Here is a 17,242-nt window from a genome sequence, read left to right as displayed (position 1 = left end):
TTTTATGCACCCTGCCGTGGTTCAACGCGCCTCGCCATCGTCGGCAGCGCCGCGCAGCCGGCGTTCGGCCCGTGCCTCCAGCGCGCGCCGGCCTTCCTTGATCGCCTCCTGCAGGATGCCCAGGCGCTGGCGCCATTCGGTCTTCAGCTGCCAGTCGGCCATCCGCATCAGCTCGCCGGCACGGTTGGACGCGCGCATCAGGCCAAGGTTGCTGGCCACGCCCTTGATCGCGTGGGATTGTTCGCGGAACACATCCCACTGCGTGGCCTCACCGGCCTGCTCGGCCTTGCCCATGCAGCCCGCCACGTCCTCCAGGCACTGGCGGATGAACTCACGTTCGAAGCCCTCGCCCATCCCCAGCGAGGCCAGCTCGTCCAGCACGCTGCTGTCGAGCACCCCATCCTGCAGCGCCATCGGTCGCACCACCGGTGCGGCCATGGTCTTCAGCTGGGCGTTGCTGGCGATCTCGGCCAGGGTATCGAGCAGGCGCACCGCCACCACGGGCTTGGCCAGGAAAGCATGCGCTCCAGCCTGGGTGCAGCGCTGGATCGCCTCGGGCGTGACATCGGCACTGAGCACCAGCACCGGCGTGCGCGGACCGCCGCCGGCCTGCATCACCCGCAACTCCTTCAGCATGTCCAGCCCACTCATGCCCGGCATGTGCAGGTCGACGATGACCGCATCGAACTCACTGTCGGCCAGCGCATCCAGCACTGCCTCACCGCCGTCCACGCACAGCACGCGATGCCCGGCCTTCTGCAGCAGGCGCTGCAGAACCATGCGGTTGGCCTCGTGGTCGTCGGCCACCAGGATCTGCATGCTGCGCACGCGGGCGCGATGGCGCAGGAACGGGTCGGCAAATGCGATCACGTTGCCACCCGGCCCCGCGTCGTCGTCGCCGGTCAGGCTCGGCACCGCACCCGGCACCTGCGGTTGCGGCGGCGCGAACGGCAGCTCGACCCAGAAATGGCTGCCGCGCGGCGGGTTTTCCAGATAACCGATATCGCCGTCCATTGCTTCGACCAGGCCCTTGGCGATTGTCGTGCCCAGCCCGGTGCCCTCGTGGCGACGCGCCATGCTGACGTCAGCCTGCTCGAAGGCATCGAACAGCCGCGCACGCATGGCCGGCGCTACACCGATGCCGGTGTCGAGGATGTCGAAGCGCAGCCGCACCGCGCCACTGGTATCGGCCTGCACCACGCTGACACGGATTTCGACCCGGCCGTGATCGGTGAACTTGACCGCGTTGCCGGCCAGGTTCAGCAGGATCTGCCGCAGGTGCCCGACGTCTCCGCGCACGCGGGGCGGCACACCATCGGCGACCTTCACCCGGTAATCCAGGCGCTTGGCCTTGGCCTGCGGCAACAGGATCAGCCCGATCGCCTGGATCACGTCGGCCACGGCGAAGTCTTCGGCCACCACGCGCAGCTTGCCGGCCTCGATGGCCGAGATGTCCAGCACTTCCTCCACCAGCGCCAGCAGGCTGCGCGACGACGCCTGGATGGTGTTGAGGCACTCGCGCTGCTCATCGTCCAGGCGCGTGGTCGCCAGCACTTCGGTCATGCCGTTGAGGCCGTTCAACGGCGTGCGGAACTCGTGGCTCATGTTGGCCAGGAAACGGCTCTTGGCCTCGCTGGCACGGCGCGCCTCGGCCATCGCTTCGGTCAGCTGCCGCAGCAGTGTCGAGAAGTACAGCGGCACCGCCGCCAGGCCGAGCCAGAGGCCGATGGCCAGACGGAAATTCTGTTGCCAGTAAGGCGTCAGCAGCACCGTGCAACCGAAGCTCACCATCGCCATCGCCACCGCCACGTACAGGTAGTGGTTGCCGAAGCGCATGCCGTTGCCGACCGTCACCCACATCACCACGATGTAGACCCAGGCCAGCGGCTCGCCCATCTGCACCATGCCGGCAGCGATCAGGCCATAGTCGGCGAGCATGCCCAGCACGCGGCGGGGATCGGAACGCGCCGGCCGCCACAGCAGCCAGCCGAACAGCAGCAGCGACAGGCTCAGGCCGGTCAAGACGATCGCCAGCACGCCCACGTACTGCGTGTGCGGCAGATCGTGGCGCGGCGCCGGCAACAGCACGTAGGCCAGGATCAGGCTGATCAGGACAATACGGACGATCTGCTGGCCGTGTTCGCTGTCCTGGCGCTGGGACAGGCGCAGCCGCAGCTGCGACAACAGCCGTTTCACGCGCCCAGCCCCGGGCGCGCGGACGCCATCGAATGCTCGGCGCAGATCTGGTCCAGCTGTTCGCGGCCGCGCAGCAGCGCGTCCACACATCGGGGATCGAACAGCCGTCCACGCTGGGCGTAGAGATAAGCCAGGGTGGCTTCCATGGTCCATGCTTCCTTGTACGGACGGGGCGAAATCAGGGCGTCGAAGACATCGGCGACAGCCACGATGCGCGCTTCCAGCGGAATCGCATCGCCGACCAGCCCATCAGGATAGCCGCTGCCGTCGTAGCGCTCATGATGACGCAGTGCGATCAACGCGCCAACCTGGATGAAACGATTCTGGCTGCCGCTCAGCAGTTCATGGCCAATCCGCGGGTGCCGGCGCATGATCGCCAGCTCCTCCTCGTTGAGCTTGCCCTGCTTGAGCAGCACCGCATCGGGAATGGCGATCTTGCCCATGTCATGCAGCGGCGCAGCCATTTCGATCAGGCGCACCTCCTCCTCGGGCAGCCCGAGCTGTTCGGCAATCAGGCCGGCCACACGTGCCATGCGCTCCAGGTAGGCGCTGGTGCCGGCATCACGGAACTCGATCGCGCGCGCCAGCCGCGACAGCGTTTCGCGCTCCCGCTCTTCGACCTCATGCATGCTGGCCAGCAGGCGCTGCTCCAGCGACAGCGCCCGTTGCTTCACGTTCTCGGTCTGCTGGCGCAGCTGCAGCAGGTTGTAGCAGCGCGCACGCAGTTCGCGCGGGCGGATCGGCTTGACCAGGAAGTCGATGACCCCTGCTTCCAGTGCCGCCTGGCGGATCGGCTCGTCACCGACCACGGTGATCAGGATCACCGGAATGTCGCGGTGCTTGGGCAGCCGACGGAAACGGCGAGCGAATTCCAGCCCGTCCATCTCCGGCATGCGGTAATCGAGCAGCAGCAGGTCGACCGGATGGGCTTCACACCAGGCCAATGCGGTCAGCGGATCGCCGAAGTCATACACGCTCAGTTCCGGCGCGATGTCTTCGATGACGTGACGCAGCATCGTCCGGGCGGAAGTCTGGTCATCAACGATGACGATATTCAACGCGTACTCTGCCTGGTTTTTCGACCACGCTGGATCATCAGCAGGCGAGGATACTCTGCCGCTGCGAACGCTCGCACCCTGCATCGGCCTGACTCCCGTGTCGTGCATCCCGATTCATGATCGTCATCACAATGTGAAGCGGACTCCCCACACCGTGCCCTCCCCTAACGCCGATCAAGCCATAGCAGGCGTCAAGGTAGTGCAATTACGATACGCCGAGTGCGGGACGCGTCAATCGCGCCGTCTCGTTTCGGGACGGCGCGCACAATCGGGAGTCAAAAAGGTGACTTACTGCTCCGGACGCATGTACGGGAACAGCAGCACATCGCGGATCGAGCTGCTGCCGGTCAGCAGCATCACCAGACGATCGACGCCGATGCCCAGGCCGCCGGTCGGGGCCATGCCGTACTCCAGCGCACGGATGTAGTCGGCGTCGTAGTGCATGGCCTCGTCGTCGCCACCTTCCTTCGCGGCCACCTGGGCCTGGAAGCGCTGGGCCTGGTCTTCCGGGTCGTTCAACTCGGAGAAGCCATTGGCCAGCTCCTTGCCGTTGACGAACAGCTCGAAGCGGTCGGTGTAGCCCGGATCATTGTCGTTGGCACGGGCCAGCGGCGAGACTTCCACCGGATGGTCGGTGATGAAGGTCGGCTGGATCAGGGTGTGCTCGACGGTGGCCTCGAAGATCTCAAGGAGCAGCTTGCCCCAGCCGTAGGACGGCTTGACGCGGATGTTCAAGCGCTCGCAATGGCGCAGCAGCGCGTCACGGTCGGTGCAGTCGGCAACCGAGATTTCCGGGTTGTGGTGGCGCACGGCTTCGTCCATGCGCCAGCGGCGGAACGCCGGGCCCAGGTCGATCTTCGCCCCGTCCCACTCGACCTCGGTGCTGCCGTTGACTGTCCTGGCCACGTCACGGATCACGCCTTCGGTCAGGTCCATGATCTCGTTGTACGTGGCATAGGCCTCGTACAGCTCCATCATGGTGAATTCTGGATTGTGGCGGGTGCTGACGCCTTCGTTGCGGAAGTTGCGGTTGATCTCGTACACGCGCTCCAGGCCGCCCACCGTCAGGCGCTTGAGGTACAGCTCCGGCGCCACGCGCAGGTACAGGTCCAGGTCCAGCGCGTTGTGGTGGGTGGTGAACGGCTTGGCCGCCGCGCCGCCGGGGATGTAATGCATCATCGGCGTCTCGACTTCCAGGAAGTCGCGGTTGTCCAGCCACGCACGCATGGCGCGGATGATCTTCGAGCGCTTGATGAAGACCGCGCGCGACTCCGGGGTGACGATCAGGTCGACGTAACGCTGGCGGTAACGCTGCTCGACGTCGGCCAGGCCATGCCACTTGTCCGGCAACGGACGCAGCGACTTGGTCAGCAGGCGGATCGACTCGGCCTTGACCGACAGCTCGCCGGTCTTGGTGCGGGTCAGGCCACCTTCTACGGCGATGATGTCGCCCACGTCCCAGCCCTTGAACGCGGTGTAGGCATCGCCCAGCACGGCCCCCTGCAGGAACAGCTGGATGCGGCCGGACTCGTCCTGGATCTGCGCGAAGCTCGCCTTGCCCATGATGCGCTTGGCCATCAGGCGGCCGGCCATCTTCACCTGGCGGCCGTTGCCTTCCAGCGCCTCGGCGGTCCACTGTTCGGCATCGGCGAATTCGTCCTGCAGGCGGCCGGCGAAGTCCTCACGACGGAAATCGTTCGGGTACGCGATGCCCTGCCCACGCAGCGCTTTGAGTTTCTCACGGCGCTCGGCGATCAACTTGTTCTCGTCGACGGGGGGGGTATCGGTAGCTTCGCTCATGGATCTGCGGGAATCGTGTAGTGAGGGGGGATGCTGCGCCCGGCACAGCCGGTTGCCCAGCATACCAAAACCGCCCTGCCCAAGCCGGGAGAGGGGTCAGATCCCTTTGCGCAGCAAAGGGATCTGACCCCATCAGCGGATCGGCGCCTACGCGTTCCCGGGGAACGCCTGGCGCAGCTCGTCCACCAGCACCCGCTGGTTTTCCGAGTAATCGATCGGCACCGACACCAGGTGCACCCCGCCCTCGTTGAAGGCCGCCTGCAGGGTCGGGATGAACTGCTCGATGGCGGTCACCTCATGCCCCTTGCAGCCATAGGCCTCGGCATACTTCACGAAGTCGGGGTTGCTGAAGGTCATGCCGTAGTCGGTGAAGCCATCCACCGCCTGCTTCCAGCGGATCATGCCGTAGGCGCCGTCATTGAGGATCAGCACCACCAGGTTGAGCCCCAGCCGGCGCGCTGTCTCCAGCTCCTGGCTGTTCATCATGAAACCACCATCACCACACACCGCCAGCACCCGCCGCTGTGGATACAGGATCGAGGCCATGATCGCCGATGGCAGGCCCGCGCCCATGGTCGCCAGCGCGTTGTCCAGCAGCAATGTGTTGGCGACCTGGGTACGGTAGTTGCGGGCGAACCAGATCTTGTACATGCCGTTGTCCAGCGCCACGATGCCGTCCGGCGGCATCACCTGGCGCACGTCGTGCACCAGCCGCTGCGGTGTGAACCCGGCCTCTTCGGCGCGGTCGGCCAGATGCTCGAGGATGGTCGCGCGCAGCGGCAGCAAAGCATAGGCGTTCGGCACCGCGCCTTCGATGCGGTCGGCCAGTTGGGTGAGCGAACGGCCGATGTCGCCGATCACCTCCACCTGCGGGAAGTACACCTGTTCCACCGCCGCCTGCGAGTAGCCGATATGGATCACGGTCGGGCCACCCGGGCGCATCACGAACGGCGGCTTTTCGGTCACCTCGTGGCCGATGGTCACGATCACGTCAGCCTGGTCGATCGCCATGTGCACGTAGTCACGCTCGGTCAGCGCGGCGGTGCCCATGTACAGGCCCGAACCTCCGGCCACCGCGCCCTTGCCCATCTGCGTGGTGAAGAACGGGATGCCGGCGCGCAACACAAAGGCCGACAGCGCTTCACTGGACTGCGGTCGCGACGCCGCCGATGCGATCATCAACAACGGCCGCTTGGCATTGCGGATGATCTCAGCCGCCCGATCCAGCGCCTCCGGGCTGGCAATGGGACGGTCCACCGCATGCGGCGGAATCAGCGCCACGCCCTCGACCTCATCGGCCGCGATGTCTTCGGGCAGCTCCAGCAGCACCGGGCCCGGGCGCTCCTCCTGAGCGACACGGAACGCCTCGCGGACGATGGTCGGGATCGTGCGCGCCGAGACGATCTGCCGCGCCTGCTTGGTCAGCGGCTTCATCGTGCCGACGATGTCGACAATCTGGAAGCGCGCCTGCTTGCTGGCGACGATGCCCTTCTGGCCGGTGATCATGATCACCGGCCACGCACCCAGCAGCGCATAGGCGGCGCCGGTGGTGAAGTTGAGCGCGCCGGGGCCGAGCGTGGCCAGGCACACGCCGGGCTTGCCGGTCAGGCGGCCATAGGTTGCAGCCATGAACACCGCTGCCTGTTCGTGGCGGGTGATGACCAGCTCGATGCTGGAATGACGAAGCGACTCGACCACGTCGAGGTTCTCTTCGCCGGGAATACCGAAAATGCGCTCGACGCCTTCGTTCTCAAGCGCGGCGACAAGCAGATCTGAACCCTTGGACATTGGAATGCCGTCCTTTTCGCTGGACTGGTGGTGGATCGTTGCAGGAAGGATGAGAGCCGCGCGTCAACGCTTGTCGAACCACACCGTCTGCGCGTTGACGAATTCGCGGATGCCGAAGTGCGAGAGCTCACGACCGAAGCCACTCTTTTTCACGCCGCCGATCGGCACGCGCGGGTCTGAAGCGGAGAAGCCGTTGACGAACACGCCGCCGGTCTGCAGCCGGCGCGCCAGCTGCATGGCCCGTGCGCGGTCGCCGGTCCACAGGTTGCCGCTCAGGCCGAATTCGCTCTGGTTGGCCAGTTCCACCGCATGGTCGGCGTCGCGGGCGCGACTGATCGAGGCCACCGGCCCGAAGGTCTCGGTATCGAAGGCCTGCATGCCAGGCTCTACGTCGGCCAGCACGGTGGGTGCATAGAAGGCTCCAGGGCGATCCAGCGGGTGGCCGCCAACCAGCAGCCGCGCACCGGCCTCCACCGAAGCCCGTACCTGCGCATCGAGCTGCTCCAGCAGGTCCTGGCGCGCCATCGGGCCGATGCGGTTGGCCGGGTCGCGGCCATCGCCGATGGTCAGTGCCTGCACCTTCTGGCAGAACTGCGCCACGAAACGATCGTAGACCGCGTCTTCGACGATGATGCGCTTTCCGGCGATGCAGACCTGCCCGGTGTTCTGGAAGCGCGAGGCCACCGCCGCATCAACGGCGGCGTCCAGATCGGCGTCGGCCAGCACGATGAACGGATCCGAGCCCCCCAGCTCCAGCACCACCTTCTTCAGCGCCTGCCCGGCCTGGGCGCCGATGCTGCGGCCTGCGGCCACGCTGCCGGTCAGGGTCACTGCGGCGATGCGATCATCGGCGATCGCGCGGCTGGTGCCCTCGCGGCTGATGTTGGCGGCGATGAAGGTGCCTTCCGGCAGCCCGGCATCGCGCCAGGCCGCGTCGAGCAGCTGCGCGGTACCGACGATGTTCTCGGCCGGCTTCAGCAGGAAGCCGTTGCCGCCCATCAGGATCGGCACCGCCGCACGCATCACCTGCCAGTACGGGAAGTTCCACGGCATGATGCCCAGCACCACGCCCAGCGGCAGGTAGGCCACATAGGCCTTGTCGTCGGGCACCTGGGTCGGCTCGTCGCGCAGGAACTGCGCACCGTGGTCGGCGTACCAGTCGCACAGCACGGCGCACTTCTCGATCTCGGCCAGCGATTCGGCCTGCACCTTGCCCATCTCGGCGGTAGCCAGCGCGGCCAGCTTCTCACGGTCACGCCGCAGTACGGCGGCCATCGCACGCAGTACGTCTGCGCGCTGTTCGAGGCTCTTGACGCTCCAGGCCGCAAAGCCGACCTGGCCGCGATCGAGGATGGCTTCCAGTTCGGCGTCGGTAGCGAAGGGGTGGCTGGCGATCTGCTGGCCGGTGGCCGGATCACGGGAAATGGCGGTGGTGGGGGCAGCGGACATGCAGGGCTCCTGTTGTCTCGGCAACGGGCAGCGGCCCGTCTTCTGCACAGGAATGTGAACCCGATTGGCGGAGGCAACAAGGCGTCTGCTTATCCTGTGACCTGCACTTACCTGTCTGAATGGGGCTGTTTGCAGAGCTGCGCCCTGCACCCGCAGAGGCCAAGGCAACGTCAAGGTCAAAGGCCTGCATTCCGTGGGATGGCGGGGTGGGTCCGGTTGCGGGGGACGGCGTGAATCCCCCTCCGGGGTCCGGCCCAGCCGCCGGCGGCTGGGCGTTCGGGCGCTTGCGAAGCAGTGCTTCGCAAGCAAAGCGCCCTCACCCATGTAGCCTCGGTCGCGCCATCCATGGCGCTCACGCCCCCGCAACCGGGCCCACCCCGCCTTCGACAGTTTTCCGCGATCTGTTGGAAATACTCTTGGGGTCAGATCCGTTTTCCATGGGAAAACGGATCTGACCCCGGAATTTCTTTCGATATCTGACAGATGTGTCGACCAAGGTCGACACCTGCCAACAGCCGCGGGAAATTGTCAGAGGTGGGGCGGTGTGGGTTGGCAGGACCGTTGGCGCCATGGATGGCGCCATCGAGCCCCCATGGACGGGTTTACGGCGTGTCCTGCCAACCCACACCGCCCCGCCATCCAACGGAATGCCCGCTGTTGCTGTTGCTGTTGCTCGGCCTCTGCGGGTGCAGGGCTGCAAGCCCTGCCGAACACCCCTACTTTCGCGGCAGGTAGGTCACCAGGGAAAGGTCGTGCCGGCTCTCCGGCACCAGCGCCACGTACTGCAGGTCCAGCAATCCCCGCGTGGGATGGTTGAGCTTCTTCGCACCTTCATCGAACCGCCGCACGTCGTGCTCCGGCCACCACCGCCGGAACGCCTCGCTGTGCGCGGCGATGTCCTCCACCAGCGCCAGGAACGGCGCCTTGTCCGGCGCCTGCGCCATCGCCGCGCGGAAGCCGGCCAGCAGGCCGCGGGTCATTTCTTCCCAGTTGAGGATCAGCGTGCGGTACGGCGGGTACAGGAACATCAGCCGCAGCGTGTTGCGCTCATGCGGCGCCAGCTGGCTGTAGTCCACGAACAGATCGGCGATGGCCGGGTTCCAGGCCAGGATATCGAACCGGGTGTTGCGCACATAGGCCGGGATCGGCTGCATCGCTTCGACCAGCTGGCGCAGGCCGTCGGTCACGCTCTCGTCCGGCGATTCCAGCGGTACGCCATAGCCGGACAGCGCGAATGCATAGGCGCGTTCGTCGTCGCTCATGCGCAGCACCTTGGCCAGGCGCTCGAGCACTTCGGGCGAGGCGCGCACTTCACGGCCCTGCTCGATCCAGGTGTACCAGCTGACACTGACCCCGATGGCCAGCGCCACTTCCTCGCGCTTCAGGCCCGGGGTGCGCCGCCGCCCGGCCGGGAGGCCGAGCGTGGCGGGGTCGACACGGGCGCGGCAGGCCTTCAGGAAGCTACCGAGTTCCTTGCGTTCACTTTCGCTGCGCATCATCGCCCTCCGCTGCGGAAGGCGATGATATCCGCGCAGGCGCGTCGATCAGGCATCGGCGCGCTTGGAGCCCACGGCCAAACCGGCCTTCAGGCTGGCCTCGACGAACTCGTCCAGGTCGCCGTCCAGCACCTTCTGCGTATCCGAACGCTCGATGCCGGTACGCAGGTCCTTGATACGGCTCTGGTCCAGCACGTAGTTGCGGATCTGGCTGCCCCAGCCGATGTCGGACTTGGTGGCTTCCACCGCGTCCTTCTCGGCGTTGCGCTTCTGGATCTCCAGCTCGTACAGCTTGGCGGCCAGCATCTTCATCGCGTTGTCGCGGTTCTGGTGCTGGCTGCGGCCGGTCTGGCACGCCACAACGATGTTGGTCGGGATGTGGGTGATACGCACCGCCGACTCGGTCTTGTTCACGTGCTGGCCACCGGCACCGGACGAGCGGTACACGTCGGTACGCAGGTCGGCCGGGTTGATGGTGATGTCGATGTTGTCATCGATTTCCGGCGACACGAACACCGAGGTGAAGCTGGTGTGGCGGCGGTTGTCGGAGTCGAACGGCGACTTGCGCACCAGGCGGTGCACGCCGGTCTCGGTCTTCAGCCAGCCATAGGCATAGTCGCCTTCCACGCGCAGCGTGGCCGACTTGATGCCGGCGACGTCGCCACCGGAGACTTCCATCAGCTCGGTCTTCCAGCCGCGCGATTCGCACCAGCGCAGGTACATGCGCAGCAGGATCTCGGCCCAGTCCTGGGCTTCGGTACCACCGGCACCGGCCTGGATGTCGACGAACGCCGCCGCATTGTCCATCTCGCCGGAGAACATGCGCTGGAACTCCAGCTTCTCCACGTGCGCCTGGTGCTTGTCGAGGTCGGCGACCACCGCCAGTGCGGTCTCCTCGTCCTGCTCGGACTCGGCCAGCTCCAGCAGTTCAGTGGCGTCGTTCAGGCCATCGAGCACCGAGGCGATCCCGCCCACGGTCTTTTCCAGGCTGGAACGCTCGCGGCCCAGGTTCTGGGCGTACTCGGCGTTGTTCCAGACGTCGGGGCTTTCCAGCTCCCGCGTTACTTCTTCAAGACGCTCTTTCTTGGCGTCGTAGTCAAAGATACCCCCGAAGCGACAGCACGCGATCGGTCAGATCGGTGATGCGCTGGCGGACAGGATTCAGTTCGATCATGTCGGCGGTTATGCATTCAAAAGATGACTGGTAATGATACCGCAGGCCGTGGGCGCCCGGAATGAGGGCCTGGGCCTGCGCCGGGGAGGCGCGAGCGTGATGCGTCGGCGCTGCATTCAGGCAGGCGGTACCCGCCTTGGCGCGGGGAGCCAGCCAGGCTGCAGCCGCCCCCACACAGGGCCTCCTTGCCCCAGAGCGGCGTCGACGAGGGTCTTCCTTGGCCCACCCTCGGACGGCCATTTGGGGCAGTTGACTATTTAACCTCGAACTCGCCCACCAGCACGGTCTCGGCACGGTCCTTCAGTCGCATCGTCACCATCTGATCCTTCTGCTTGGCCGTGCCCCAATGAGTGGTCAGACGCAGCATCAGTGTCGTCGCGCCGGTGACCAGTTGCTGGCGGCTGCCAAAGTAGTTCGCCTCCACCTTGTACTTGCCCGGCTTGGCGTTGCGCAGCGAGAACTGTTCGGGGCCATAGCCGCCGGTGAAGTCCTGCGACATCTGCCCGCCCTGGTAGGTCAGCCGGTTGCCGTAGTAGGCGCGCTCGCCGTTCGGGTCGGTTACCCACAGGTCCATGTCGCTGTTGTCGGCGTCCCACGACAGCACCACGCGCAGGTCCAGCGGCATCGCCTGCAACAGGCGCGGGTCGATGCCGGTGGTATCCAGCCGGGGCGTGCTGCCGGCCACCAGGTTGGTCAGCTCATCCAGCGCGATCAGGGCGATGCCATCGAAGCGGCTGTCCCACGGCCGCACCACCACCTGGTACAGCGGCGCCAGTGCCTGCTGTGGCTTGCCGGCCGCTGCCAGCGCCAGGCCCAGGTCGCGGAAGCTCTGCGGTTCTTCCTGGCCCATCGCCAGCACCTGCTCGAACACCGGCACCGCCAGTGCGGGAGCATCGGCCTGCATCAGTCGGTAACCGAGCACGCGCAGCAGGTGGCGGTTATCCAGATCCATTTCGGCCAGGTTCGACAGCACCCGCAGTGCCAGCTCGCGCTGGCCCTGCTCCAGCAGCAGGTCGGCCACATCGAGGAAGAAGGCGCTGCTGTCGGCGTGGGCATCGCGCTCGGCCAGATAGCGGTCATAGAGCTGCGACGGCGGGCCCTGGCGCAGGCGCCGGGCGATGGCCGAGTCCGGCTGCCAGGCCGCCAGCTGGATGCCGAGCTGGCCATCGTTGGCGGCCGCAGCGGCATCGACCGTGCCGCCGGTGACCACAATCGCATCCAGTGCATTCTCCGACGCGGGCGCCGGACGACGCGCGCGTGCGCTGGCGGCCTGCATACGCTGCTCGGCCGCTGCTGCCGTCGGTGCAGGGGCGGGCGGAGCAGCAGGTGCAGGGGCTGCCAGCATCGCCACGGGTGCGGATTCGGTTGCGTAGTCTGCGGATGCAACGTCCAGCGCCATTTCCTTGGCCTGCGGCGGCGCATCCTTCGGCCAGCTACGGCTCCACCACTGCTGGCGCTCCTTCCAGCGGGCGGCCACTTCATCCAGGCGCTGGCGATCCCCAGCGGCGCGATCCCTGACCTGCACTGCAAACCTGGCGTCGTACTCCGCGCGCAGCGTGCCCGAAGGACGGATCGCATAGCGCAGGTAGTCCTCCAACGTCTCCAGCACGATCAGCGAGGTATCCGGCCCCACCAGGCCAAACCGTTGTGACAGGCGCTGCATCGCCTCGCGGTTGCCACGACGGTCGGCGGCCAGCTGCTGCAGGCGCGCCTGCGCCCACAAACCGGCCAGCAGTTCACCGTCCTTGCTCTTCTGCGTCGCTGGCAGCGCTTCCCACTCGCCGTCGCCCACGCGCACCCGCATCGGCACACCGTCGGCTGCCAGTCGTGCGTGCAGCCACAGCCAGCCGTGGGCTTCACTGCGGCGATCGATCACTACATCCTGCACGCCGCGTCCCGCATCGACCTGCACATCCATCGGCGACGCCAGCAACGCGTGCGCCGCCGCATCGACATCCTTGCCCAGCGCGATGAAGCGACCGCCATGCGCCTCACTCCAACCACGCAGTCGCACGGCATCGGTGCGCGCACCCGCACTGCTGACCGCAAACAGGCGCTGATCGGGTGCCATCGCCGGTAGCTGTTCCGGGCCATAGGTCAGCAGGCCATCGCTGACCAGCAGGTATTCCTTCACGCCCGGCTGCGGCTGCCACTGTGCCAGCGCGCTGGCACCGTCCGGGAGCACGGCCTGCAGGGCTGCGCGCAGTTCACTCCAGTTGCCGGCGCGGATGCGGAAGCGACGCACCGGCTCGGCGCGATCGCGGAGCACGGTCAAGGCCACGGTGCCGTCGCGCAGCGCAGCGAAATAGCGATCCAGCAGGGCGAACTCACGTGTGTGATCGCGCTGGCCCGCCGAACCGGAGCCATCCCACAGCAGGCCGATTTCGCTCGGCAGTTTGCGCGGCGTGCTGCTGGCCGCCACCGGCAGCTGCGCCAGCAGATAGTGGCCATCCTGCCAGGGCGCCACCTGCACCTGTGCCTGGCGGGTCGCCGGCAGATCCCACTGCAGCTGCTTCGGCAGCTGCGCCCCCTTGCCCTGCCACTGCAGCTGGCCCGCGCTGATGCGGAATGGCGCCGTACCTGCGGTGGTCGTGCCAGGTGCCTGCAGTTTCAGTTCAACCGAGGCTGCACCGGCGGCAAACTGCAGCGGCAGCGTCCACTGCCAGCCTTGGCCGGCGAAGGCCAACGGCTCGCGAATCACCAGCTGCACGCGCCGGCTGCCGCCGGCCGGCAGCGGATAGATGCGCAGGCGGAACTGGTTGCCGGCGGTCTGTTCCAGCAGGCCCGGGTCAACGCCGCGGCGGGCAATCTCCTCGAACACCTGGCGGCCGCGGTCCTTCGGCACCGGCACCGCGTCACGCATCTCGCCGTTGATATCCAGCGCGAAGCCGCTGATCTGCTGGCCATCGGCCAGGGGGAACTGCAGCTCGCCCTCCAGCACGCGCCGGTTCGGGTTGTGGAATTCCAGGATGATCCGGGTCTGGGCGATGCCCGCCTGGACCCCGCCCTCGATGCGGGCGTGTCGCAGTTGGACCGCCTGCTCAGCCGCCGGTGCGATCAGCAGCGGCGTGGCGGCCTGCGGCCGGGAGATCGGCGGCGACTGCGCGCCAGCGGGCCAGGCCGCAAGGGCCAGCAACAACACAATGCAGCAACGGGCGAAGACCATGACCGGACTCCAGTGGGATCGTGGACCCTTGAACGCACCAGCAGCCGTAACGGGGTTGGGAGACCCAAAAAGGGGACGGAGGGAATTAAGTCGCTTATGCCCTGTTTGCCAGTTGCGACTTAATCCCCTCCGTCCCCTTTTTCTCAGGCGGGCAGGCAGTGCTCCACGATCAGCTGGATGGCGCTGCCGCCGCGATAGTCGTCGCAGGCCAGCCGGTAGGCGAGGTGCACGTGTCGGCCGGGCGCATTGCCGTGCCAGCCGCCGAAGTGGATCGCGTTGATCGTGCCAGGCACGCCCGGCAGGCGCAGTTCCAGCTTCAGGTGGCGCTCCTTCAGCACGCGCCAGTTGGCCACTTCGAAGTGGCCGTCGAACAGGGGTTCGGGGAAGCCCTGGCCCCATGGGCCGGCCAACCGCAGCGCATCGGCGTGGCGATGATCGAGCTCGTCCGCGGCCAGTTCGCCGTCGCTGAGCACCTGCTGCTGCAGTGCCGCCGGGTCGAGCATTTCCAGCACCACGGCGACGAAGGCGGCCTTGAAGTCATCAACGTGGTCAAGCCGCAGGCTGAGGCCGGCCGCCATGGCGTGACCGCCGAAGCGGTCGATCAGGCCCGGATGGCGCGCATCGACCAGCGCCAGCGCGTCACGGATGTGCAGCCCGGGAATCGAGCGCGCAGAGCCACGCAGCGTGTCGGCGCCCGGTTCGGCCGGAGCGAAGGCGATCACCGGGCGATGCAGGCGATCCTTCATCTTCGAAGCGACCAGGCCGACCACACCGGGATGCCAGTCGGCATCAAACAGGCAGGCGGCCACCGGCCGTTGCCCGGCCATGTCCAGCACCACGCGGGTCAGGGCCTGCTCGGCATCGTCGGTCATCGACTGCTGCACCGCGCGGCGTTCTGCGTTGATCTGCTCCAGCGTCTGCGCGATCTCGCGCGCCTGGCGCGGATCTTCGGTGAGCAGCAGCGCGATGCCCAGCGCCATGTCTTCCAGCCGGCCCGCCGCGTTCAGGCGCGGGCCGAGTGCGAAGCCGATGTCGGTGGCGGTCAGTCGCGCGGCATCCCGGCCACTGGCTTCGATCAGTGCTCGCAGGCCGACACAGCCCTGCCCTGCGCGCAGACGGCGCAGGCCTGCGCTGACCAGCGCACGGTTGTTCGGGTCCAGCGCTACCAGGTCCGCAACGGTGCCCACCGCCACCAGATCCAGCAGCGTGGTCAGGTCCGGCCCCTTGCCATCTGCGAAGACGCCGGCCTCGCGCATATGCCGGCGCAGCGCCATCAGCACATAGAAGATCACACCAACACCGGCCAGCGATTTGCTGGGGAAGGCATCGCCATCCAGGTTGGGATCGACGATCACGTCGGCCGGCGGCAGCTGCGGCCCCGGCAGATGGTGGTCGGTGACCAGCACCTGCCAGCCGCGCGCCTTGGCCGCGGTGACACCGGCATGGCAGGCAATACCGTGGTCGACCGTGACCAGCAGGTCCGGCTGCAGCGCGGCCAACTCTTCCACCAGCGACGGTGACAGGCCATAGCCATGCACCATGCGGTTCGGCACCGCGTGGAAGACGTGTTGCGCGCCGAGCATGCGCAGGCCACGCACGCCGACCGCACAGGCGGTGGCGCCATCGCAATCGAAATCGCCGACCACCAGGATGCGCTTGTCGTTGGCGATGGCTTCGATCAGCAGGCCCACTGCATCATCGATACCGGTCAGCAGCTCGGGCGCGTGTAGGCTGCCCAGTTTCGGCAGCGCCAGCTCTGGCGTTCCCGCACCACGGCTGGCATAGAGTCGGGCCAGCAATGGCAGCGTGCCCTCTGGCCAGCTGCCGGGCACGACCGCATCGCGGCGGCGGATCAGCGGTGTATCAGAGGGCGGCTGCGCAGCATCGGCGGCAAGGGACATCGGCATCGCCGGTTACGAAAGACCCGCACATCATAACGTGCACCGCTCCCCCGGTCGGCTGCCGCTGCTGACGAGGCAACCTGGCTCTTCGGCCAGCAGCATTTGGATTTCACGACCGCATCTTCCATGCTTGCCTGCCCTGGAACGGACTTCCATCCATGACCCGCACCCTGCTGACCGCGCTGATGGCACTCACCGTGGCCCCGGCCGCCCACTCCGCGACGCCTGAGCCCAGGCCCGGGGTCGAATTCGAACACAACGACTGGTCGCTGGCCTGTGACAACACCCGCACCTGCCGCGCCGCCGGCTACAGTCCGGAAGAACCCGGCAACCTGCTCAGCCTGATGCTTGAGCGCGCCGGCGGCCCGGGTGCGAAGGTGATCGCGCGGCTGCGCAATGGCGAGGATGGCGAAAGCCCGACGCCGACCGGGGCACTGCGCCTGCGCCTGAACGGCAAGGACCTGGGCCCGGTGCGCGACACCGGCGACGGGGACAAAGTGTTGTTGCAGCAGGCACAGACCGATGCACTGGTCGCCGCACTGCCGCGCCAGGCACGCATCGAGATCATCGACGGCAAGGGCAAGGCCTGGCCGATCTCCGACCGCGGTGCAGCGGCCGTACTGCTGAAGATGGACGAGGCACAGGGCCGGCTGGGCACCCCCGGTGCGCTGGTGCGGCGTGGCGACAAGCCCGAAGCAAGCGTGCCTGCGGCGTTGCCGGTGCCAGTGATCGTGCGCGGCACGCTGGTGGCACCGCGCGCCTCGGACGCGGCACTGGCGAAAGCACCGGGCCTGCGCAAGGCACTGATCGCCAGCCTGCCCAAGCCGGATGAGTGCGGCCGCCTGAGCGATGGCGGGACAGATGAAATCGAGATCCAGCGACTGGACGCCCAACATGTGCTGGCAGGCACCAGCTGCTTCGTGGGTGCCTACAACTTCAGCAGCGGCTACTGGGTAGTGCAGGACAAGCCGCCGTACGAAGCACGCTTCGTCACCTCCGATGCAGAAGACTTCGATCGCGACGACGCTACGTTGAGCGGTCGCTTCCGTGGGCGCGGCGTCGGTGACTGCTTCTCCGGCCACGACTGGGCTTGGGATGGCGCGCGATTCGTGAAGAGCAGCGAGTTCACCACCGGGCAGTGCCGGGGCGTTGCGGGTGGGCACTGGACGCTGCCGACGGTGGTCAGCGAGGTCCGTTGAGGCGCCGCTACCTGC

11 protein-coding genes are annotated in these 17,242 nt (G+C 67.0%); 1 reads left to right on the top strand and 10 read right to left on the bottom strand.

What is annotated here, in order from left to right; translation table 11 throughout:
- Positions 1–21: 21 nt before the first annotated feature.
- From ACS0OT_RS09290 to recJ, 10 genes are all read right to left on the bottom strand, one after another.
- Positions 22–2,196: a response regulator gene (locus tag ACS0OT_RS09290; RefSeq protein WP_164230388.1), complete on the bottom strand. Its 2,175-nt coding sequence runs from the start codon at positions 2,194–2,196 to the stop codon at positions 22–24.
- On the bottom strand, positions 2,193–3,338 hold the full coding sequence (locus tag ACS0OT_RS09285) for a response regulator (RefSeq protein ID WP_049435901.1): 1,146 nt from the start codon (positions 3,336–3,338) through the stop codon (positions 2,193–2,195). Before ACS0OT_RS09285 ends, ACS0OT_RS09290 begins: the two co-directional genes overlap by 4 nt.
- 204 nt (positions 3,339–3,542) lie before the next feature.
- A complete protein-coding gene (gene lysS / locus ACS0OT_RS09280) occupies positions 3,543–5,054 on the bottom strand; it encodes a lysine--tRNA ligase (RefSeq protein ID WP_053499438.1) in 1,512 nt (503 codons plus the stop codon).
- 147 nt (positions 5,055–5,201) lie between these two features.
- A complete protein-coding gene (locus ACS0OT_RS09275; protein ID WP_442256315.1) occupies positions 5,202–6,842 on the bottom strand; it encodes an acetolactate synthase large subunit in 1,641 nt (546 codons plus the stop codon).
- Between the two features lie 63 nt (positions 6,843–6,905).
- Positions 6,906–8,291: an NAD-dependent succinate-semialdehyde dehydrogenase gene (locus tag ACS0OT_RS09270; RefSeq protein ID WP_262220293.1), complete on the bottom strand. Its 1,386-nt coding sequence runs from the start codon at positions 8,289–8,291 to the stop codon at positions 6,906–6,908.
- A 716-nt stretch (positions 8,292–9,007) separates the two neighbouring features.
- Positions 9,008–9,790 (bottom strand): helix-turn-helix transcriptional regulator, encoded by a 783-nt coding sequence (locus ACS0OT_RS09265; RefSeq protein ID WP_065177619.1) that lies wholly within the window; start codon positions 9,788–9,790, stop codon positions 9,008–9,010.
- A gap of 45 nt (positions 9,791–9,835) precedes the next feature.
- Positions 9,836–10,961, bottom strand: a protein-coding gene (gene prfB / locus ACS0OT_RS09260; RefSeq protein ID WP_111008336.1) for a peptide chain release factor 2 whose coding sequence is annotated in 2 segments (ribosomal slippage) — positions 9,836–10,885 and positions 10,887–10,961 — 1,125 coding nt in all. Because the reading frame shifts where the segments join, the coding sequence is not laid out codon by codon here.
- A complete protein-coding gene (locus ACS0OT_RS09255; RefSeq protein ID WP_065177618.1) occupies positions 10,884–11,135 on the bottom strand; it encodes a hypothetical protein in 252 nt (83 codons plus the stop codon). Before ACS0OT_RS09255 ends, prfB begins: the two co-directional genes overlap by 78 nt.
- 79 nt (positions 11,136–11,214) lie before the next feature.
- A complete protein-coding gene (locus ACS0OT_RS09250; protein ID WP_164093549.1) occupies positions 11,215–14,127 on the bottom strand; it encodes a VIT domain-containing protein in 2,913 nt (970 codons plus the stop codon).
- 143 nt (positions 14,128–14,270) lie between these two features.
- Positions 14,271–16,028 carry a single-stranded-DNA-specific exonuclease RecJ gene (gene recJ / locus ACS0OT_RS09245; RefSeq protein ID WP_065185237.1) on the bottom strand — a complete coding sequence of 586 codons (1,758 nt, stop codon included), beginning with the start codon at positions 16,026–16,028 and terminating at the stop codon, positions 14,271–14,273.
- A 158-nt stretch (positions 16,029–16,186) separates the two neighbouring features.
- Here recJ and ACS0OT_RS09240 point away from each other — a divergent pair, with 158 nt between their 5' ends.
- The gene (locus ACS0OT_RS09240; protein WP_065184936.1) at positions 16,187–17,227 is read left to right on the top strand and encodes a DUF1176 domain-containing protein; all 1,041 of its coding nucleotides are present in this window, start codon (positions 16,187–16,189) and stop codon (positions 17,225–17,227) included.
- Positions 17,228–17,242 lie beyond the last annotated feature (15 nt).

Origin of the sequence: Stenotrophomonas maltophilia group sp. RY12688 (assembly GCF_052149045.1) — a bacterium.
In the GTDB taxonomy this organism is placed as follows: Bacteria; Pseudomonadota; Gammaproteobacteria; order Xanthomonadales; family Xanthomonadaceae; genus Stenotrophomonas; species Stenotrophomonas sepilia.
Note: the sequence above shows the minus strand (reverse complement) of the source record. Positions and strands in the feature narration are given on the sequence as shown.